The sequence below is a fragment of the Komagataeibacter rhaeticus genome, from assembly GCF_011611525.1.
Classification (GTDB): Bacteria; Pseudomonadota; Alphaproteobacteria; order Acetobacterales; family Acetobacteraceae; genus Komagataeibacter; species Komagataeibacter rhaeticus.
Genome location: NZ_CP050139.1, coordinates 234,506 through 254,546, shown reverse-complemented (window position 1 = coordinate 254,546; position 20,041 = coordinate 234,506). Strand labels below are relative to the sequence as shown.

The 20,041-nt window shown below is 67.9% G+C and carries 15 protein-coding genes; 6 read left to right on the top strand and 9 right to left on the bottom strand.

The window, feature by feature from the left end; all coding sequences use genetic code 11:
- Nucleotides 1-82: 82 nt before the first annotated feature.
- From GWK63_RS01115 to GWK63_RS01095, 5 genes are all read right to left on the bottom strand, one after another.
- Nucleotides 83-3,004 (bottom strand): glycosyltransferase, encoded by a 2,922-nt coding sequence (locus tag GWK63_RS01115; RefSeq protein ID WP_050800540.1) that lies wholly within the window; start codon nucleotides 3,002-3,004, stop codon nucleotides 83-85.
- Complete coding sequence (locus tag GWK63_RS01110) at nucleotides 2,997-4,766, bottom strand: tetratricopeptide repeat protein (protein WP_039998486.1); 1,770 nt, start codon at nucleotides 4,764-4,766, stop codon at nucleotides 2,997-2,999. Before GWK63_RS01110 ends, GWK63_RS01115 begins: the two co-directional genes overlap by 8 nt.
- An 11-nt stretch (nucleotides 4,767-4,777) precedes the next feature.
- Nucleotides 4,778-6,232: an HlyD family type I secretion periplasmic adaptor subunit gene (locus GWK63_RS01105; RefSeq protein ID WP_007396970.1), complete on the bottom strand. Its 1,455-nt coding sequence runs from the start codon at nucleotides 6,230-6,232 to the stop codon at nucleotides 4,778-4,780.
- Nucleotides 6,229-8,475 carry a peptidase domain-containing ABC transporter gene (locus GWK63_RS01100; protein WP_007396971.1) on the bottom strand — a complete coding sequence of 749 codons (2,247 nt, stop codon included), beginning with the start codon at nucleotides 8,473-8,475 and terminating at the stop codon, nucleotides 6,229-6,231. Before GWK63_RS01100 ends, GWK63_RS01105 begins: the two co-directional genes overlap by 4 nt.
- Nucleotides 8,476-8,558: 83 nt before the next feature.
- Nucleotides 8,559-8,939: a P-loop NTPase family protein gene (locus GWK63_RS01095; RefSeq protein ID WP_007396972.1), complete on the bottom strand. Its 381-nt coding sequence runs from the start codon at nucleotides 8,937-8,939 to the stop codon at nucleotides 8,559-8,561.
- Nucleotides 8,940-9,134: 195 nt separating this feature from the next.
- On the opposite strand from GWK63_RS01095, the gene metH reads away from it, so the two are divergent.
- The 6 genes from metH to ybaK all read left to right on the top strand — a co-directional run bounded on the left by metH (nucleotide 9,135) and on the right by ybaK (nucleotide 16,598).
- Complete coding sequence (gene metH, locus GWK63_RS01090; protein WP_039998487.1) at nucleotides 9,135-12,644, top strand: methionine synthase; 3,510 nt, start codon at nucleotides 9,135-9,137, stop codon at nucleotides 12,642-12,644.
- A gap of 66 nt (nucleotides 12,645-12,710) precedes the next feature.
- On the top strand, nucleotides 12,711-13,115 hold the full coding sequence (locus GWK63_RS01085) for a phosphoribosyl-ATP pyrophosphatase (RefSeq protein WP_034927005.1): 405 nt from the start codon (nucleotides 12,711-12,713) through the stop codon (nucleotides 13,113-13,115).
- 134 nt (nucleotides 13,116-13,249) lie between these two features.
- On the top strand, nucleotides 13,250-13,816 hold the full coding sequence (locus GWK63_RS01080; protein ID WP_007396975.1) for a CvpA family protein: 567 nt from the start codon (nucleotides 13,250-13,252) through the stop codon (nucleotides 13,814-13,816).
- A 51-nt stretch (nucleotides 13,817-13,867) separates the two neighbouring features.
- Nucleotides 13,868-15,382 (top strand): amidophosphoribosyltransferase, encoded by a 1,515-nt coding sequence (purF, locus tag GWK63_RS01075; protein ID WP_007396976.1) that lies wholly within the window; start codon nucleotides 13,868-13,870, stop codon nucleotides 15,380-15,382.
- Nucleotides 15,379-16,128, top strand: coding sequence for an SDR family NAD(P)-dependent oxidoreductase (locus tag GWK63_RS01070; protein WP_007396977.1), 750 nt, complete (start codon nucleotides 15,379-15,381; stop codon nucleotides 16,126-16,128). The genes purF and GWK63_RS01070 overlap by 4 nt, the downstream gene beginning before the upstream one ends.
- Complete coding sequence (gene ybaK / locus GWK63_RS01065; RefSeq protein ID WP_007396978.1) at nucleotides 16,125-16,598, top strand: Cys-tRNA(Pro) deacylase; 474 nt, start codon at nucleotides 16,125-16,127, stop codon at nucleotides 16,596-16,598. The genes GWK63_RS01070 and ybaK overlap by 4 nt, the downstream gene beginning before the upstream one ends.
- Nucleotides 16,599-16,732: 134 nt before the next feature.
- On the opposite strand, the gene GWK63_RS01060 is transcribed toward ybaK, so the two are convergent.
- From GWK63_RS01060 to xseA, 4 genes are all read right to left on the bottom strand, one after another.
- Nucleotides 16,733-17,455 (bottom strand): OmpH family outer membrane protein, encoded by a 723-nt coding sequence (locus tag GWK63_RS01060; protein ID WP_034926996.1) that lies wholly within the window; start codon nucleotides 17,453-17,455, stop codon nucleotides 16,733-16,735.
- A 126-nt stretch (nucleotides 17,456-17,581) separates the two neighbouring features.
- A complete protein-coding gene (locus GWK63_RS01055) occupies nucleotides 17,582-17,989 on the bottom strand; it encodes a hypothetical protein (RefSeq protein WP_034927271.1) in 408 nt (135 codons plus the stop codon).
- Between the two features lie 161 nt (nucleotides 17,990-18,150).
- A complete protein-coding gene (locus tag GWK63_RS01050) occupies nucleotides 18,151-18,528 on the bottom strand; it encodes a hypothetical protein (protein WP_223846604.1) in 378 nt (125 codons plus the stop codon).
- Nucleotides 18,529-18,548: 20 nt separating this feature from the next.
- Nucleotides 18,549-20,009 (bottom strand): exodeoxyribonuclease VII large subunit, encoded by a 1,461-nt coding sequence (gene xseA / locus GWK63_RS01045; RefSeq protein ID WP_007396982.1) that lies wholly within the window; start codon nucleotides 20,007-20,009, stop codon nucleotides 18,549-18,551.
- Between the last annotated feature and the right edge of the window lie 32 nt (nucleotides 20,010-20,041).

The window sequence follows — 20,041 nt, the reverse complement described above, 5'->3', positions numbered from 1 at the left end:
CCCTCCCCACATGGAAGGGCGACAGGGCACGCGGGCCGACAGGGATGGCAGGGGTCAAGACGGGTGGCCTCTTCTATGGTCATCAGGAACACGCTTGCCGGGCATAAGACAGCAAAAACGTATTCAATTGGTGAACGGGCAGCCCCAGCGGCACACAGGTCCCCCGCCCCGTGGCGTGGATACGCGCGGCCACGGCACCCAGGTCAAAGGCCACACCGCGCAGGCCCGCACGCCACAGCTGCGTCAGGGTGAAACACCATGTCTCGGGACAGACGGAGGGCACGAAACCGACATGCCCCCCGCAGCCGCGCAGCAGGCCGATCGCGTCCGCCGGCCCGTACGGGCCGGTCATGAACACCCGTCCGGTTTCCAGCAGGGGTGCGTCGTCCGAGGTATGGCCCACCACCACGAATTCCAGCGCCAGATCCCGCACCCGCGCATCGCGTGCGGCGGCAAGCAGCACGCCATGTCCCTTTTCCGGTCCGATTCCGCCCGCCACCACCACGCGGTACCGGCCCGTGGGCGGCGGCAGGCCGGAAGCAGGCGCCGTGGTGACAGCGGCGGCAAACTGGCGCAGGGACTGATCGGGACGGTCATCCTCCAGCGCCGCGACATGACAGGGGACGGCAGGGAAATAACGCGCCAGCCGCGTCGCCACATCGGCGGACGGGACCACCACATGCCGGGCGCCGGCCAGTTCGCGCGCCGTATCACGCCGCAGGCGGGCCACATCCGTCTCCCCCACCAGCGAGCCAAGGCTGCCCACACACGCACGGCAGGCGGCAGGGCCCGGCTCGCCACAATAGCGCCCCGCTGGTCCCACCAGCGTCACGCGCGGGCAGATCCCGGCATAGTCATGCACATGCACCATATAGGGCACGCCCAGCATCGCACACAGTTCACGCGCCCGCGGGCCATGGCCCATGTGGTGGTGAATCTCGATCTGCCGCAGGTCCAGCGCCTGCAGGAACGTGACCAGCACACCAGCCTGCGCGGGCCATGCAAAACGCAGCGGGGGACAGGGCGCATCCTCCCTGCCATCACGCAGGCGGAAGCCGCCGTCTTCCGGCTCCAGCACCACCGGCAGCAGGCCCGCCGCCGCCCATCGCCGCGCCCGCGCCGCCACGACACGGGCCACGCCACCGGCCCCCCCATGGGTCACCAGCAGCACGGCCCCGTTCACGCCGGCCTGCCGCGCCGCCCGGTGCCAGACCAGCAGCGACAGCCGCAACCGCCCCGCCGCCAGCGGGTCGGCGGCAACATGGGCCTGCACCAGCGCGTCATAACCGGGGAACAGCCGGTTCAGCACCCATAGGTTGCGCTGCTGCAGGGCCTTGCGCGTCGCGCCAAAGGAGACGCCCCCCACATGCCCCACGAATACCCCCAGCGCCGCCCTGTGCCGCCAGCCAGCCAGCCGGGCACGCATGGAAAAATCATTTTCCTCCCCATAGCCCCGCCCATACAGTTCGGGCCGGAACGGGCCGGTGCGGGCCAGGCAGTCATGGCGGATCAGCATGCAGAAGCCATGCGCCGTGGGGATCTCGACATCCCGGCCCCCGCTGGCGCGCAGGCTGGCGGCCATGAGGGCACGCACGCGCTCCATTCCGCCAGACAGGGGCGCGGGACGGGACGGGTCTGGCCATGTCAGGATCGAGGCATCATTGGACAATGGCGAGACCGTGCCCGTATCGGCGCGCGCATAGGCCACGCGCCGCATTTCCCCCAGCCAGCCGGGAGCGACGAGCGTGTCGCTGTTGAGCAGCACGACATCCATGCCCGTCGCGTCATCCAGCGCGGTATTGATGGCGGCGGGATAGCCCCTGTTGGCATCATGCCGCCGCAGGATGATCCGCCCCCGTGCGGCAAGTGCGTCCAGTGCGGTGGCCAGACCGGCATCGGGCGTTGCGTCATCCACCACCATGATCTCGACCGCAGGGCCGCAATCCGGTGCAAGGCATGTCTCCATCACGCTCTTCAGGCAGGCCAGCGTGCCCGCGCAGTCGGCATAGACCGGCACCACGATCCGGCAGCGCCCCGCCGGGCGCGGCATGGGCGCGGCAGCCCTGTCCCGCATCCGCATGGCGGGAAACACGGGCCGCGCGCGGGGCAGGCGCACGGGCAGGGGGGAGCCGGTCAGGTCCCGCCCATCCGCAAAGGTCACGCGCACGCTGCCCTGCGGCGCGATTTCATCCCATTTCAGGTCAAAACCCCAGACCGGCATGGCGGGACCGGCGGGGCTGCCATGCGCGGCCCCTTCCGTCCGGTGCAGTGCCAGTTCGCGCCTGCCCCTGTCGTCACACAGGTACAGCACGGGCGCGCGTTCGGGCTGCGCGGGCAGACAGGCCCAGCCCGCAAGCCCATCGTCACCCGGCAGCACGGCACCGGCCACGCGTGCAAGGGCCGTCCGCTCCGGCCTGCCCCCCAGCAGCAGTTGCCCCGCATGGCGCACCTCGACCGCGCCAGAACCGCTACGGGGCAGCGCCATGGCACAGGCTCCCGACTGGCGTGGAGCGGCAAAGGGCCGCCCCCCCAGCCATATATCGGGCACGCAACCCGCAGGCAGGCCACCCCAGTGCAGCGTGCCCCGCGCATCCAGCGCGCACCATCCCGGCCAGCCCGCATGCCGGCAGACCAGCCCCGCCGCAACGGACAGCGCCGGGTCGAACCCGTAGCCGGTCAGGAAACGTTCCAGCACCGGAACCGCCCGCGTCCAGTCCCGCGCCATGCAGCACGCCAGAACCAGCAGGCGCAGCCCCGCACGGGATTCCTGACCGGCCAGCACGGCCTCCGCCGCGTCGGCCGCGCCCGCCCCATCACCGGCCCCCAGCCGGGCGGCCGCCAGCGCGAAGCGTACGCGCGGGTCATCGGGGGCCTGCCGGGCCGCGCGCTCCATCCAGGCCAGCGCCAGCAGGGGCTGGCCCTGTCGCGCCAGATGACGGGCATGGCGCAGGCATGTGGCCGGTACGGCGCCGTCGCCTGCGAGTACCCACGGGTCATCAGGCATTATGGCCATCCGCCACCGCCATCCCGGCCAGTGCGGCACGGGCCGCCGCCACTCCCTGCCCTGCGGCCTGCGCGAACCAGTACCGGGCCTGCGCCATGTCCACCGGGCCTGCCAGCCCACGGGCCAGATAGCGGCCCAGCATGAACTGCGCGGGCGCATTGCCCGCCTGCGCCCCCTGCGTGAACCAGTGCAGTGCCTGTGCCCGGTCGGGGGCCACGTCATGGCCACCGCCATACATCGCCCCAAGGGAGAACATGGCCTCTGCCCGGCCCGCCGCCGCCGCGCGGTGATAGAGGGCCAGCGCGCCCGCGTGGTCGCGTGGGCCGCCATGGCCTTCCAGCCGGATCTGGGCGGCGGCAATGCAGGCTTCGGGCAGACCATGGCTGGCCGCGCGTTCCAGCCAGTACCGGGCCTGTGACGGGCTGGCCACCATGCCCTCGCCCGCAAGCAGCATGCGCCCGTACCAGTACTGCGCGTTCACCACGCCCGCGCCGGCCGCGCGTTCCATCCACACCGCCGCCTGTGCATGATCGGGCGCGCAGCCCATGCCCCTGTGCAGGCTGACCGCCAGGTTGAAGGCCGCGACCGGGTCGCCCGCCTGCGCCATGGGCCGGAAATCAATGCATACTCCATCCGGTGGCGCGGTACCGGGGGAAACCTCGGGCAGCAGGGTAGCGGCAAGGTCGGTCATGGCGGCTGCGTCACCCAGTGCCGCCGCGCGCGCCAGCCAGTGGCGCGCCTGTGCCGGATCGGCCGCGACCCCCCGCCCCTGTACATAAAGCAGGGCCAGCATGCGGCAGGCAACGGCGTGACCGTGTTCGGCCGCCATGCGGTACCAGGTCACGGCCTCATGGTCACCGGGCAGGGCCGCCTCACCGCGCGCATGCAGATCACCCAGCAGGGCCGCGGCTTCCCGGTCACCCGCCAGGGCGGCGCGGCGCAGCCATGTCTCCGCCGCCATGATGGCGCGCGGGCTGTCCGCCCCGTTGCGCAGCAGCATGACACCATAACGCGCCTGCGCGGGGCGCACGCCACCGGCCGCCGCACGTGCGTACCATTCTTCGGCCCCGGCGGTATTGCGCGCCATGCCCCAGCCGCGTTCGTTCAGCAGGCCCAGCATGTACTGCGCGGTGGGCAGGCCGCTTTCCGCCGCCCGCAGCAGGGCCGCCACCGCATCGGGGTCGCTGCCCGGCGGCTGGTCGGGCGCGGACAGATGGGTCACCGCCAGCGCCAGATCCCCCTGCGGACAGCCCGCCTGTGCCGCGCGCGCGCACCATGCCGCGGCTTCCTGCGGGTTACGCACGCTGTCCGGCCCGGTGGCCAGCAGGTAGCCGTACAGGGCCTGCGCATCGGGCAGCCCTGCCCGCGCCGCCTGCCCGGCCCAGCCGGCGGCGGCCACCGGGTCGGGCCATGCCGTGATTCCATCGGGCCACATAGCGGGCAGCAGGCCATCGGCCCCACCCTGCCCCGGCGGGTCAACCAGCAGCATGAGGGCAAGGGAAAAACAGGCCTCCACATGGCCCGCGCTGGCCGCGCGATGCATCCAGCGCACGCCCTCCAGCGGACTGCGGGGTACGCCACTGCCCTCCAGATAGGCACGGGCCACCTGGTACTGCGCCGCCACCATGCCCGCCCCGGCCATCTGCCCGAGGCGGGCGAAGCCCCGTGCCGAATGGCCTTCATCCTCCAGCAGGCGACAGGCATGGCGGAAGCGGCCGGCAGGCGTCATGCCATCCAGCAGGCCGGACAGGAGCTTGCGCATGGACACCCCGGTCAGGGTTCGCGCATGCCGTCGGTCACGGCGGGAATCAGGCGGTTGAGCAGGTATTGCATCACGGTCCGCCGCCCCACATGGATATCGGCTTCCACCGGCATGCCGGGCTGGGGATGGAAGAAGGCGGGCACGCCGTGCAGGGTGTAGCGGTCAATGGACAGGCGCACCCGGTAATAGGCATTCATCGAATCCCCCGGGGCGCTGCCCTGCTGGGCGCCGCCGCCCGGCCCGTCACCCGGCTGTGCAAACGAATCGGGGCTTATGACGCGGACGGATGCCTCCGCCCCGCCATACTGGGTGTAGGGGAAGGCCGCGAATTTGAGCAGGGCATGATCCCCTGCCCGCACGTAGCCCGCATCCACCCCGCGCAGCGTGGCCTCCATGTCCAGATGGCTGCCGGCCGGCACCAGCGTCAGCAGCGGGCTGGCCGCCTGGATGACGGAACCGGCCGAAAGATGGGCAATGCTGAGCACCGTCGCATCGCGGTCGGCGCGCATGATGATGAGTTCATGCTGCAAGATGGCCTTGCTGTAGCTGCCATCGGCATCCGCCAGCCGGTGCTGGGCCAGTGCCAGGTCCTGGTACACGGTGGCATGCCAGTTGCTGGCGTAGCCATCGCGCTGGGCCTTCATGGCGTCCAGCCGGGCGCGGGTGCTGTCGGCCTCGTGCCGGGCGGCAACCTGTGAGCGCGTGACCTCCATGAGCGTATCCTGCGCCGCCAGCGTGGACAGGCGGCTGCCCACCTGCTCGTGCTGGAGCTGCAGGCGCATGTCCTGCACGTCATGCGCCACGCGCGCACGGGCGGCATACATGGCGGCGCTGGCCTCATAGCCCTGCAGTTCGCTCTGCAATCCCGCCACCTGCCGGTCGTAGCTGGACATCTGGGCATTGTATTCCGCCTGCCGGCGCAGGTAGGCCGCCGCTTCCTGCACCGAAGCGGGGTCGCTTACATCCGCCACATAGGGCCGGCCCGCCGCTTCCGCCGTGCGGCGCGCGACCTCGGCACGGTAGGCCGTGACCTGCCGGCGCAGGTTGTTCACGTCCGCATCGGTCATGGTGGGGTCCAGCCGGGCCAGGATCTGGCCCTTGTGCACGGTATCGCCCTCATGCACCTCGATCGAACGGATGATGGAGGTTTCCAGCGGCTGGAGGACCATCGTCTCGTCAAACGGGGTCAGCCTGCCGTTCACGCTCACCACCCGGTCCAGCGGGAAGAACGTCATGACCGCAAGCCCCATGCCCGCAAGGGCCGCGACCAGCCAGATCACATAGCGCGCCGCGTCGGATGGCGGCAGTTCGACCAGCGCCGCACTGGGGGAATAGAACGCCAGCAGCGCGGGCGGCAGGTCGGTTGGCATGTCCGCTTCCGGCGGGGGCAGTACCGACAGGATGCCGCCCGCGCCTTCCCCGTCCCCATCATCTGGGGTGGGGGGAACAAGGTCGTGCCCGTTCATGCCGCGTCCCCCTGCGCATGGTCCGGTGGCGGGATGCCGTCATCCCCTTCCATATGCCGGTTCTGCTGCCGCCACAGCGTGCGGTAGATGGCGCAGCGCGCCAGCAGTTCGTCATGCGTGCCGATATCGGCCACCCGTCCCTGATCCATCACGCAGATCCTGTGACACGCCACAAGGGACGCAAGCCGGTGCGAGACGATGACCATCGTGCGCCCCTGCGCCAGATGGCGCAGGTTGGCGTTGACCACGGCCTCGCTTTCCGGATCGAGGGCGGAGGTCGCTTCATCGAGGATCATGAGCTTCGGGTCGGAAATCACCGCGCGCGCAATGGCAAGACGCTGGCGCTGACCGCCGGAGATGTTGGTGGAACCTTCCTCGATCCAGGTATCGAAACCCGCGGGCATGCGCTCGATGAACTCCTCCGCGCCGGCCATGCGGGCGGCGCGGACCACATCCTCCAGCGTCAGGCCGGGGCGGCCGGCTATGATGTTGTCGCGGATGGTGCCACGGAAGAGGAAATTGTCCTGCAGCACCACCCCGCAGGAGCGGCGCAGGTAGGTCAGGTTGATCTCGCGCAGGTCAATCCCGTCCAGCCGCAGCTGGCCGGTATAGCTGCGGCTGACCCCCTGCAGCAGCCGGGTGATGGTGGACTTGCCCGACCCGCTGCGCCCGACCAGTCCCAGCATGGTGCCCGCGGGCACGCTGAAGGTGACATCGGACAGCGCGGGCGTGGCGCCACCGGGATAGGTGAAGCCCACATCCACAAAGGACAGCGCGCCATGGATGGGCGGGCGCAGGCCGGTGGTCAGCGCGCGGGTTTCGGTCGGGCGGTTGAGCACGGAACCGGCCTCGGCCAGCGCGGTGCGCACCTCGTTCAGGTCATCGATCAGCCGGGCCATGCCGACCAGCGGGGCCGCAACCCGGTTGCCCAGCATCATGAACGCCATAAGCGCGCCCGCCTCCATGCCCGACGTGGTGGAGGTGATGGCCAGGTACGCGCCGATCAGGATGATGCCACGATTGATGAACAGGTCCAGCGGCATGACGGCGGTGGACACCCAGTTGCCCATGCGCCCCGAATCCAGCGAGGCCCCGACCACATCGGCGGTCCGCTCGTCCCATACCGCGCGCCGCACCGGCTCCAGCGCCAGCGTCTTGACCGTGCGGATACCGGCCACCGTTTCATACAGCGCGGCACTGCGCGCCATCTCGGCGCGGACCTGCCTGCCCATGAGCCGCCCCATGGTGGGCATGGCCACCAGGATCACCAGCCCGATCAGGGCGGCGGCCACCACCGTCATCCAGGCCAGCGCCCCGCTGAGCCAGAACAGGAAGGGCAGCACCACAAGCAGGGTGAACAGGTCGAGAAAGGTGCTGAGCAGCCGCCCGGTCATGAACTGGCGCACCTTGTAGATGGCGCTGACACGCCCGATCACGTTGCCCGCCTGCTCGCGCTCGAAAAACTCCAGCGGCAGGGCCAGCAGGCGGTCAAAGACCGCAAGCGAGATGCGCGTGTCCAGCCGCGTGGTCAGCACCAGCGTGATCTCGCGCCGGGCATGGCCCAGCAGGATTTCGTAAAACGCCATGACCGTCACCATCACGCTCAGGGAAATGAGCGTGGACAGGGAATGGAAGTTCACCACCCGGTCGATCACCTGCATGACGATAAGCGGGGGGAAGATGGCCAGCACGCTCATGACCATGGACGCGATGACCACGTCGCGCAGCAGCACGCGCTCCCCCGCCACCAGCCGCCGCAGCCAGGCGAAGTCGATGCGCTCCTCCGCCGGCCCCGTGCCATGGCGGCCGCGCACCAGCAGCACATCCCCCGTCCACACGGCGTTCAGCCGCAGTTCATCCACCGCCACGGGCGGCATGTCGGGGCTGGCGAAGGGATCGACCAGCCAGATCACGCCATTGGTGTCATCCGCCCCCACCATCAGCCCCGCCGAGCCATCGGCGAACATCAGGGCGACCGGCGGCACGTCGCGCAGGCGCACCAGTTCGCGCCATTGCAGGTGCATGCCCTGTGTTGCGCCCCCGCTTTCCTCCACCCAGCGCGCCAGGGCGGGGATGGAGGGCGTGGCCTCGCCCGGTTCACCGGCAAAATCACGTATGTCGAGGTCGATGCCATGGAAACGGGCCGCACGCAGCACCGCCTGCAGGCGGATCAGTTCCGGCGCGGGGCGGGCCGCCTGCGGCCCGCTGGCCGATGGGTCCTCTGATTGGTCTGGATGGCCCACTTCATCCCTTTGCTTTGCATGTGTTTGCTGACACGCCAGAGCCTAGGGACAGAAAGCAAAATGTTCCTTAACGCCCCCGTCTTTCACCCCACGGGTGCGGGCTGCAGCGCAAAACGGGCCGTGACCAGCACATCCCTTTCCAGCGCCATGCGCCACGCGCCCGCCTGCCCCGGCGGGGCGACCAGGACCACGCGGTCGAACCAGGGCAGCGCGCCGGTCGCCCGCCTGCGGAAAACATCGGCCAGCACGGCGGCAACGCCCCCGCCGCGCCCCGTGCAGCACGCGCATCCCGCCCCGTGCGCCGCCGTGGCGAAGGCAGTGGAGGCGGGCACGGCCACGACCCCGGCCCAGCCCGACACGACGGCCGGCAACCGGTCCGCCCCCACCACCAGCAGCGTATCGCCGCGCGGCGGCCCCACCGGGCTGGCAGGAAATTCCAGCATGATACGCCGGTCGTCACTCATCGCCTTCTCCTTGCCGTCTTGCGGCCCTTCGTGCCCGCGCAGGGGATACGGGTGCTGGACACAGGGCGGAAGTTAAGGGAATAAGGAACCCCCGGCATAGTCCCCTCATGCCGGACAGGCCCGAACATGCCAGCCGTGGATACAGGACGGCATCAGGGTATGCCCTGTCCCCTGTCAGCAGATTTCAGGATAACAATGACCATTCGCCCCCATCTTCTCGACGCCCTTCGCGACCAGGTCCTGCTCTGTGATGGCGGGATGGGATCGCGCGTGCAGCTTCTGGACCTTGAGGTCGAGCGCGATTACTGGGGGCAGGAAAACTGCACCGAGATCCTGAACCTCTCGCGCCCCGAACTGGTGCGCGAGATCCATCGCGGCTATTTCGAGGCCGGGGCGGACATGGTGGAAACCAACAGCTTTGGCGGCTCGCCCATAACGCTGGCCGAATTCGGGCTGGCCGACCGCGCGCGTGAGATCAACCGCACGGCGGGCCATCTGGCGCGCGAGGCCGCCGAGACCTTTGCCGATGGCCGCCACCGCTATGTGGTCGGCTCCATCGGGCCGGGGACCAAGCTGCCCTCGCTGGGCAATATCGATTACGACACGCTGGAAGCGGGCCTGACCGAACAGTGCCGGGGCCTGATCGAAGGCGGCGTTGACTGCTTCCTGATCGAGACATGCCAGGACACGCTGCAGATCAAGGCCGCCGTCAATGGTGCGAAGATCGCACGCGCCGAGATGGGCGTGGACACCCCCATTTTCGTGCAGGTCACGGTCGAGACCACCGGCACGCTGCTGGTCGGCCCGGACATTGCGGCCGCCGCCACCGTCATCAACGCGCTGGATGTGCCGCTGATGGGCCTGAACTGCGCCACTGGCCCGCAGGAAATGGCGGAACACGTTCGCTGGCTGGCCGAGAACTGGCCCGGCCTGCTCTCGGTCCAGCCCAATGCGGGCCTGCCCGAACTGGTCAATGGCACGACGCATTACCCGCTGACACCCGCCGAGATGGCAAGCTGGGTCGAGCGCTTCATTACCGAGGACGGGCTGAACCTGATTGGCGGGTGCTGTGGCACGTCGACGCCGCACACGCAGGCGCTGGACCAGATGCTCCGTAAGCGCGCCGAGGGCACCGGCCGCATCCGCCCCGCCCCCGTGCCGCGCAGGCCGGTCTGGATCCCGTCGGTCGCCAGCCTGTATTCGCAGGTGCCGCTGCGGCAGGAAAACAGCTATTTCTCCATTGGCGAGCGCTGCAACGCCAACGGGTCGAAAAAATGGCGGCAGTTGCAGGAAGCAGGCGACTGGGATGGCTGTGTGGCCCTGGGCCGCGAACAGGTGGCCGAAGGCTCGAACGCGCTCGATATCTGCACCGCCTTCGTCGGCCGCGACGAAATGCGTGAAATGAACGCGGTCGTGACCCGCTTCACATCCTCGGTCAACGCGCCGCTGGTCATCGATTCCACCGAAACCCCGGTGATCGAGGCGGCCCTGAAGCTGCATGGCGGCAAGCCGATCATCAACTCCATCAATTTCGAGGATGGCGAGGCGATTGCCACCGAGCGCATGCTGCTGGCGCGCAAGTTCGGTGCCTCCGTCATTGCGCTCACCATTGATGAGGTGGGCATGGCCAAGACGGCGGAAGACAAGCTGCGCATTGCCACAAGGCTGGTCGAATTCGCCTGTGAAAAGCATGGCCTGCCGCAATCCGACCTGATGATCGACCCGCTGACATTCACCATCGGCACCGGCACGGAAGATGACCGCAAGCTGGGGGAATGGACGCTGGAGGGCATCCGCCTGATCCGCGAACGCTTCCCCGATATCCAGATCGTGCTGGGGCTGTCCAACATCTCGTTCGGGCTGAATCCGGCGGCACGCGCGGTTCTGAACTCGGTCTTCCTTGACCACGCGGTGCGCGCGGGCATGACGGCGGCGATCGTGCATGTCTCGAAAATCCGCCCGCTGCACCTGATCCCCGCCGAGGAAGTGAAGGTGGCCGAGGACCTGATCTTCGACCGCCGCGCGGAAGGCTATGACCCGCTACAGCGCATCCTTGAAATCTTTGCCGACCGCAAGGCCGCCGATGCGGTAAAGAAGGCCCGGGCCGAAACCGCCCCCGAACGCCTGAAGGACCGCATTGTCGACGGCGACCGCAAGGGGCTGGAAGACGATCTGGCGGAAGCCATGCGCGACATGGCGCCGCTGGACATCATCAACACCGTGCTGCTCGATGGCATGAAGGTGGTGGGGGAACTGTTTGGCGCGGGCAAGATGCAGCTGCCCTTCGTGCTCCAGTCCGCCGAGACGATGAAAGCCGCCGTGGCGTGGCTGGAACCCCACATGGAACGCACCGAAGGCCAGGCCCGGGGCACCATGGTGCTGGCCACGGTGAAGGGCGACGTGCATGATATCGGCAAGAACCTGGTCGACATCATCCTGACCAATAACGGCTATCAGGTGATCAACCTTGGCATCAAGGTGCCGGTGGCGGACATGATCGCGGCCGCGCGCGCGCATAAGGCGGATGCCATCGGCATGTCCGGCCTGCTGGTCAAGTCCACCGTCATCATGCGTGAAAACCTTGAGGAAATGCAGCGCCAGGGCCTTGATGTGCCCGTGATGCTGGGCGGTGCGGCGCTGACGCGCAATTACGTGGAGGAAGACTGCACCGCAGCCTATGGCGAGGGCGGGCGGGTGGCCTATGCGCGTGATGCGTTCGACGGGCTGTCGCTGATGGACAAGGTGGTGCAGGGCGAGTTCGACACCTACCTTGCCGCCATCCAGTCCCGCCGCGCGGGCAAGGCCACGCGCACCAGCCGCACGCAGGATATCGAGGCCGCCGAAACCCGTGGCTTCGGCCCGGTTGACGTGGCGGCCGCCCGCGCGCGGCGCGAAAAGCTGACGGCGGACGAACCCGTTCTGGTCCCGCCCTTCTGGGGGCCGCGCGTGCTGGAGGCGACACCGGAGGCGGTGCTGCCGTTCCTCAATGAACGCTCGCTCTACCAGTTCCAGTGGGGCTTCCGTAAGCAGGGCCGCTCGCTGGATGACTTCATGGTCTGGGCGCGCAAGGAACTGCGCCCGGTGCTGCGCCATATGCTGGCGCTGTGCGCGGAGCAGGACATCCTGCACCCCCGCGCCAGCTACGGCTACTGGAAGGCGGCGGGCGAGGGCAACGACCTGGTGCTGTTTGGCGAGGACGGCACGAACGCGGTCGCCCGCTTCACCCTGCCCCGCCAGCCACGCGCGGACGGGGCCTGCATTGCGGACTTCGTGCGCGATATTGACGATGCACAGCGCGACGTGATCGGCCTGCAGGTGGTGACCGTGGGGCAGGATGCATCGGACCGCGCGCGCGAATGGTTCGAGGCGGATCGCTACAAGGACTACCTCTACCTGCATGGCCTGTCGGTGGAGATGGCGGAAGCCATGGCGGAATACACCCACAAGCGCATCCGCGCCGAGATGGGCTTCGCCGCCGAGGACGACCGCGACATGGCGAAACTGCTCCAGCAGGGCTACCGGGGTTCGCGCTATTCCTTCGGCTACCCCGCCTGCCCCCGGCTGGAGGAACAGGAGCCGATCCTGAAGCTGCTGGATGCGGAAAGGATCGGCGTCTCGCTGACCGATGGCTTCCAGCTCCATCCCGAGCAGTCAACGTCGGCACTGGTGATCCTGAACCCGCACGCCAAGTATTTCTCGATCTGAGGGCGGGCGGCTGCCACCCGGCGGGGCCGGTTGACCGGGGGGCGAAATAATGTCCATCATCGCGGCATGTCCCGCTCCCACCCCGCGCCGGAAAAAGCCCCCGATGCGCTGACCGCCACTACCGCACTTGGCCCGCTTCAGGCCAGGATGGCGGCGCGTGCGCCCACGGCGGGGCCGGGCAATGACCACCACGCCGCCGGGCGGGCCTTTACCTGTGCCGCGGAAGAATGCGTGATGGACCTGATTGCCCGCGACCATGCGGGACTGGTGGCGCACAGTGCCGACGTACTGGCCGAGCTGCTGCGGATCTGGGCCGAACAGGGTGTCGATGCCGAAGAGGTCTGGACCGAACTCGACCGCCGTACCCGCATGGGCAACCTGCTGCTGAGCCTGAACATGACCCGGCGCCGTGCAACGCCCGCCACCGCGCGCAAGCGGTCATGGAAAATCCGCACCACCAAACTACCCTGAGCCCACGCGGGCCGGCCCGTATCGCCACCAAATCGCAACAGGCCCCTTTTTGGCCTATGCTATGGGGCGTGCCGGTGGCATAAGCTGGCCGCAGGCGGAACAGCAGGGAATGTCGCGATCGATGGACCGGGTCCATGCCTGTTACATGCCTGTCGGCCCCCTCCGGTCTGGCACGCATGAACTGGATTGACATAGCAGCCACCATCATTGTCGGGCTTTCGGCACTGGTGGGTGTGGTTCGCGGGTTCTCGCGCGAAATACTGGGGCTGGCCGCATGGATCATGGCCTTCATCCTGGCGGTGGCCTGGCATGGCGCGCTCATGCCCTATGCCACGCAGTGGATCAGCAGCCACACCCTGGCCGGCCTTGCCTCCTTCGCGGTGCTGTTCCTTGTGCTTCTTGTCATCTTCACCACGACTGCCCATCTTTCGGGACGGGCGGTGCAGGGTTCCATCCTGTCGGGGCTGGACCGCGTCCTGGGCCTGCTGTTCGGGGCCGTGCGTGGCTATATCTGCCTTGTCATCCTTTACGCGGGCATTACGGCACTGGTGCCCGCAGCCGAATGGCCCGATGTCATGCGATCGAGCCGGATCATGCCCCTTATTGGCAACAGTGTGACCTACCTGAACGCCCATGGGGCGGATAACTTGCCCGCGCACCTTGCGCAACCCGCCCGGACGCGGCATGACGCGCCCATCTGAGCCTTCTGTCGGTACCCGCCGCCTCCGTCCGTCAAGGAAAGATCGCTGATCATGTCCCGCACCACCTTCCATGCTGTTTCCGGTACGCCCCTCCCCCAGCACGAACGTGATGATATCGCCGCCCAGTGGCGGCATGATGATGACAAGCCGCATGAGGAATGCGGAGTCTTTGGCGTCTGGAACGTCAATGACGCCTCCGCGCTGACGGCACTCGGCCTGCATGCGCTCCAGCATCGCGGGCAGGAGGCATCGGGCATCGTGTCGTATGACGGCACGCGCTTCCATACCCACAAGGGGCTGGGGCTGGTGGGGGACGTATTCGGGGATTCACGCGTCATGGCCACGCTGCCCGGCACCTGTGCCGTGGGCCATAACCGCTATGCCACCACGGGTGCGACGCTGATCCGCAACGTGCAGCCGCTCTTTGCCGATTTTGAATTCGGTGGCCTGGCGGTGGCCCATAACGGCAACCTGACCAATGCCGAGACCCTGCGCAAGGCACTGGTGCGGCGCGGGTGCATCTTCCAGTCCACCACCGACAGCGAGGTGTTCATCCACCTTATCGCCATTTCGCTGTATTCCAACGTGGTGGACCGGCTGATCGACGCGCTCAAGCAGGTGCTGGGCGCCTATTCGCTGATCGTGCTGTCGCGCAATGAACTGATTGGCGTGCGGGACCCGCTGGGCGTGCGCCCGCTCATCCTTGGCCGCCTGCGGGAAGAAGATGGCTCGGACGGCAGATGGGTCCTGGCCAGCGAGACCTGCGCGCTTGATATCGTGGGCGCCGAGTTCGTGCGCGATGTCGAACCGGGCGAGATCGTGATCATCAATGACGAGGGCATCCGCTCGCTCAAGCCCTTCGACAGCAGGCAGTCACGCTTCTGCGTGTTTGAATACATCTACTTCGCCCGCCCCGATTCCATCATGGACGGCAAGGCCGTGTATGACACCCGCAAGCAGATCGGAGTGGAACTGGCGCGCGAAAGCGCGGTGGATGCCGATGTGATCGTGCCCGTGCCCGATTCAGGCGTGCCCTCGGCCATGGGCTTTGCCGCCGCGAGCGGCATTCCGTTCGAACTGGGCATCATCCGCAACCATTACGTGGGCCGCACCTTCATCGAACCGACCGACCAGATCCGCAACCTGGGCGTCAAGATGAAGCATTCCACCAACCGCCCGGTGCTGGATGGCAAGCGGGTGGTGCTGGTGGATGATTCCATCGTACGCGGCACCACATCACGCAAGATCGTCGACATGGTGCGCGCGGCCGGGGCGAAGGAAGTGCACATGCGCATCTCCTCCCCCCCCACCACGCATTCGTGCTTCTACGGCATCGACACGCCCGAACGCAGCCAGCTTCTGGCCGCCCAGCATAATGTGGAGGAAATGGCCAGGCTGATCGGGGTGGACAGCCTGGCCTTCATCTCGTTTGACGGGCTGTACCGCGCGCTGGGCTACAAGGACCGCAAGGATGCATGCAACCGCTACTGCGATGCCTGCTTTACCGGCGACTATCCGATCGAACTGGTTGATTACGAAGCCGAACACCACCCCGAACCCGCATGACCATCGTGCCGGGCACGCCGCTTGCCGGGCGCGTGGCCCTGGTTACCGGCGCCAGCCGTGGCATCGGTCGCGCGGTGGCCGTGGCCCTGGCGCGGGCGGGTGCGCGCTGCATCATCACCGCCCGCACGCAGGGTGCGCTGGAACAGACCGATGACCTGATCCGCCAGCATACCGGACAGGGGGCGACCCTGCTGCCGCTGGATCTGGGTGACGGCGACCGGGTGGATACACTTGGCCCCTCCATCATGGCGCAGGAAGGCAGGCTGGACTGCGCGGTCCACTGCGCGGGTGAACTGGGCGTGCTCTCCCCACTGGTCCACCTGCAGCCACAGGACTGGGAACGCGGGCTGCAGGCAGGCCCCATGACGACATGGCGGCTGATCCGCACGCTGGCCCCCCTGCTTGAGCGGGCACCCGCGGGGCGGGCGGTCTTCCTGACCGACCGCCATGGCCGCGCGCCGGAACCCTTCTGGGGGCTGGTTGCCGCCACCCGCGCGGCACAGGATGCCATTGTACGGACATGGGTGCGCGAACTGCCCGCGCACAGCCCGCTGCGCATCAACCTGTTTGAACCCGGCATGGTGGCCACCCGCCTGCGCAGGCTGGCCATGCCCGCGCTGGACATGACCAGCCTGCCCGCCCCCGATGCCATCGCCCCCCATATCGTGCGGCTATGCCTGCCTGGCCCCCAGTCACAGGGGGCCTGCCTTCATGCCGATGCACCAGTACAGGAAGCCAGCACATGAGCCGGGCAACCCCCGCCACCGCGGCACTGCAAAAGGCGGGAATCGCCTTTGACGTGGTGGAATATGAATACGACCCCACCGCCGGGCAGACCGGCAACCATGCCGCCGCCTCCATCGGGGAAAATCCCGACCGGGTCTTCAAGACGCTGATGGTACTGGTGGACCGCAAGCCCGCCTGCGTGGTGGTGCCGGTGGCAGCCACGATCAGCATGAAGAAAGTGGCGGCGGCCTTTGGTGGCAAGTCCGCCGAGATGATGCCCCCCACGGATGCCGAGCGCGCCACGGGGTACCACGTGGGCGGGATCAGCCCCTTTGGCCAGCGCAGGCGCGTCACGACCGCACTGGCGCGGGAAGCGCTGGACCAGCCCCATGTCATCATAAACGGGGGAAAACGTGGTTATCTGGTACGCCTGTCGGCCGCCGATGCGATCAGGGCCACCAGCGCGCTGACGGCGGACCTGCTGGCCTGACGCATATCGTGTACCCATAAAAAGTTTTTGGTGAAGCTTGTTGTAAAAAGCATAAAAAATGCCGCCTTTTTTGAAAAAAGGCGGCATCCGGAAACTTTTATGCTGTCATAAACACGTTGTTTCCAAACAACGGTTTACTCGCCACCATTATCGGAAGGCTGGAACGGCATGACCGGATACTTGCCGCTCTTGGCAATGTCCTCGGGGTCTTCCGTCGGGCCGGGCAGGTAGACGGTGGGCAGCGCCTGGTTCAGGTAGGTTACGACCTGGTCGCTGATATCAAGACTGTTGTCGTGCAGGGCGGCGGTGCCGGCCTGCAGCACCAGCGTCATCCCGCGTGAGGCGGCAATGGCGCTGACAATCTGCTGCATTTCACGCTGGACCTGATTCAGGGCGACCTGCGCGTCCTCTTCAAGGATGCGGTTGCGGTTGCCGAACTTGGTGCGGTCGGCCATCACGCGCTTCTGCAGGTCCTGCTGCTGCTCCGGCGTGGGGGCCTTGCCTGCCTTGATGATGGACTGGCGCAGCGCCTGAAGCTGGCCATCCTCGGCCCGCACGTCCTTCACCAGCGCTTCGCGCCGGGCGCCCAGTTCGGTCTGCAGCTTCTGCACGGCAGTGGACTGCGCCATGATCTGCTGGGTGTTGAAAATGCCGATAACAGGCGCGGCCGGATGCGCGCCCGCGGGCAGCGGCTTGAATTCCGGCACGGGCGGCATGGGCAGGATGGGGTTCTGCTGGGGCTGTCCACCGCCGGCATCCTGCGCCATGGCAAGGGCCGGAGCAAGGGCAAGAGCCAGCCCGCAAAGTGCGCCCCGCAGGCCCACCTTACCTGTACGGGCCATGATGCTGCTGCGCATACCTGTCATCATACGATCCATTATTGTTCCGCTATCGTGGTTTCTGCGTAGCGGATCGTATGGCGAAAGAACATACCCGCACAGGCAAAAAAAGCGCATTTGCCACGAAATGCGCCCCCGCCCGCCCTACAGCCGCCAGATCAGCGGTGTATGGGACAGGAAAATAAGGCACAGCCCCCCCAGGAACAGGACGCGGAAACCCCGGTTCGCGCCTTTTTCCAGCAGTTCGTCGCGCGTCACGATCTGCATGAAGGAATCGGTCAGTCCGGTACGCGCCGCTTCCGGCACGGCCGCGACCCGCCCGCGCCACGCATTGCGGTGGCGGGCCTGCTCGGTATGCGAGATGTCGGCACGGCGGTAGAGGCCGTCCACATACTCGTCAAGATCCTCGATGCGGAACATGACCCCGCCCTTGTTGCGCATGGCGGCATGCGGCCCCGCGCCGACAAGGCGCAGGGCACGCAGCCGCAGTACGGTAATGCCCAGGTGTCCCGCCGCCTCACGCAGGGAAAGCATGCGCTTGAGGGGAAACATGTGCACCGTCGCCTGCGGGTCACCTGCCGGGCCGGGTGGTGGGGGAAGGTTCATGATGGGCCAAAGGTCCACCATCGCCGCGCGGCAAGTCAATCGGAATATGGGGCGTTCCTGCCCACATCCGGCATATGACCCATGCAGGACGGCGGAAACCGGATGCGCTAGCGGCAGACCCTGCGGCTGCCGTCATCGGCAATATAGGTGCCGGTCTGCGGGTCCAGGCAGGCATTGGCGGCGCAGGGACTGGCGGCAGGCGTCATGTCCGGGTGGACGGTGGCGCCAAGGGCATTGGCCTCACGCGCAGCATGGCCGCACAGGGGCGTATCGGCCGGAGCGGAGGGGTCGTTCGTCAGCACGACGCCCGATGGCGCCGTTTCCTCCCCCGTCATGCCGGGGGCGAAGTCCTGCGGCGGGATGCGGCCGGGTGTCGTGGCCTGTGCCGCGATGACGGAGTCCGGCTTCTGGCGCGCGGGCTGCGCCGCGCAGCCAGCCAGCAGCACGGCCGCGCCGATGGTGCAGAGTCGTAAGCGTATTGTCATGTATCCTGCCGGTATGTGCATTACAGATCCAGAAGCCCCTGCGTGCGTGATGCCTCCCCGAGCGGCCGGGCGGCCACCTTGCCATCGGCAAAGGTCATGACCACTTCCGGCGCCCCGCGGGCCTGTGCCGCGTGCGCAAGCGGCCTGCCCGCGCTGTCGGTCACCAGTACGTAGCCCCGCTCCAGCACCGCCCGGGGAGAAAGCGCGTCCAGCCTGCCGCCGGTACCCGCCAGGCGGCTGGTGCTGGCGCGCAATTGCGACACCAGGACCGCAGGCGGCACACGCAGACCGGCCAGTATCGCCTCCCGTCGCCGCAGCAGGGCACCCATCGCCTGCTGGCTGGCGGTGCCAACGCGGGCCAGATCCGCCCGGCGCAGCGCAAGGAGCATGTGGGGTGCCGGCAACCGGTCGGACGCATTCTGCAACCGTCCCCGCATGGCGTGCACGCGCGCGGGCAGTGCCAGGTCCAGCCGGTAGCCAAGGTCATCGAGCCGCCTGCGCGCGTTTTCCACCACACCGGGCAGGTCAGGCAGCCCCGCCGCCGCCCGGTCCAGACGCGCGCGCGCCAGTTGCAGGCAGCGCCCGAGGCCGCCACGCAGCCGCGCGTCGCGCTGGGCCAGGGCCGCTTCCAGTTCCGCGCGCACCGGCACCGCCATTTCGGCGGCGGCGGTGGGCGTGGGGGCACGGCAGTCGGATACGAAATCGACCAGCGTGGTATCCGTCTCGTGCCCCACGGCGGAAATGACCGGAATGCGGCACGCGGCCACGGCACGCAGCACGCCCTCGTCATTGAAGGCCATCAGGTCTTCCAGTGAGCCACCCCCGCGCGCCACGATCAGCACATCGGGGCGGGGCAGCGCCGGACTCCCTTCAATCCTGTCGAATCCGGCAATGGCCTGCGCAATCCGTTCGGCGGCCCCGTCCCCCTGCACCGGCACGGGCCAGACCAGAACGCGATGGGGGAAGCGGCGGGCGATGGTGGTGCGGATATCATGCAGCACCGCCCCCTGCGCCGATGTGACCACCCCGATCACGCGCGGCAGGAAGGGCAGCGGGCGCTTGCGTGCCGAATCGAACAGCCCTTCCTCCGCCAGACTCAGCCGCAGGCGTTCGATGCGGGCCAGCAGCGCGCCCTCGCCCGCATATTCCAGCCGGTCGATCACCATCTGGTAGGACGAGCGCTCGCCATAGGCCGAAATCTTGCCCGTGGCGATGACCTCCACCCCGTTTTCCGGCTTCAGCCCCAGCCGCGACACCGTCCCGCGCCACACGACGGAGGACAGCTTGCCCCCCTCGTCCTTGAGCGAGAAATAGAGATGACCGGAAGGGTAGCGCTTGAACTCCGTAATCTCGCCGCGCACGCGGATGCGGCCGAACGTGCCCTCCAGCGTGCGGCGGATCGCGCCTGAAATCTCGGCTACCGAGAATTCGGGCGTATTGCCGCCCATGACGCGGCCGGAGTCGGGAAACTGTTCATCCATCCGCCCAAGGTATGATAGAGACGGCCACCCCG

What these genes read in the sequence shown, in the direction of transcription:
- GWK63_RS01085 (WP_034927005.1), top strand. Translation starts at nt 12,711, where the DNA reads ATGTCCCGCTCCCACCCCGCGCCGGAAAAAGCCCCCGATGCGCTGACC.
- GWK63_RS01055 (WP_034927271.1), bottom strand. Translation starts at nt 17,989, where the DNA reads ATGTTTCCCCTCAAGCGCATGCTTTCCCTGCGTGAGGCGGCGGGACAC.
- GWK63_RS01110 (WP_039998486.1), bottom strand. Translation starts at nt 4,766, where the DNA reads ATGCGCAAGCTCCTGTCCGGCCTGCTGGATGGCATGACGCCTGCCGGC.
- metH (WP_039998487.1), top strand. Translation starts at nt 9,135, where the DNA reads ATGACCATTCGCCCCCATCTTCTCGACGCCCTTCGCGACCAGGTCCTG.
- GWK63_RS01050 (WP_223846604.1), bottom strand. Translation starts at nt 18,528, where the DNA reads ATGACAATACGCTTACGACTCTGCACCATCGGCGCGGCCGTGCTGCTG.
- GWK63_RS01105 (WP_007396970.1), bottom strand. Translation starts at nt 6,232, where the DNA reads ATGAACGGGCACGACCTTGTTCCCCCCACCCCAGATGATGGGGACGGG.
- GWK63_RS01115 (WP_050800540.1), bottom strand. Translation starts at nt 3,004, where the DNA reads ATGCCTGATGACCCGTGGGTACTCGCAGGCGACGGCGCCGTACCGGCC.
- GWK63_RS01070 (WP_007396977.1), top strand. Translation starts at nt 15,379, where the DNA reads ATGACCATCGTGCCGGGCACGCCGCTTGCCGGGCGCGTGGCCCTGGTT.
- GWK63_RS01095 (WP_007396972.1), bottom strand. Translation starts at nt 8,939, where the DNA reads ATGAGTGACGACCGGCGTATCATGCTGGAATTTCCTGCCAGCCCGGTG.
- purF (WP_007396976.1), top strand. Translation starts at nt 13,868, where the DNA reads ATGTCCCGCACCACCTTCCATGCTGTTTCCGGTACGCCCCTCCCCCAG.
- GWK63_RS01080 (WP_007396975.1), top strand. Translation starts at nt 13,250, where the DNA reads ATGCCTGTTACATGCCTGTCGGCCCCCTCCGGTCTGGCACGCATGAAC.
- xseA (WP_007396982.1), bottom strand. Translation starts at nt 20,009, where the DNA reads ATGGATGAACAGTTTCCCGACTCCGGCCGCGTCATGGGCGGCAATACG.
- ybaK (WP_007396978.1), top strand. Translation starts at nt 16,125, where the DNA reads ATGAGCCGGGCAACCCCCGCCACCGCGGCACTGCAAAAGGCGGGAATC.
- GWK63_RS01060 (WP_034926996.1), bottom strand. Translation starts at nt 17,455, where the DNA reads ATGCGCAGCAGCATCATGGCCCGTACAGGTAAGGTGGGCCTGCGGGGC.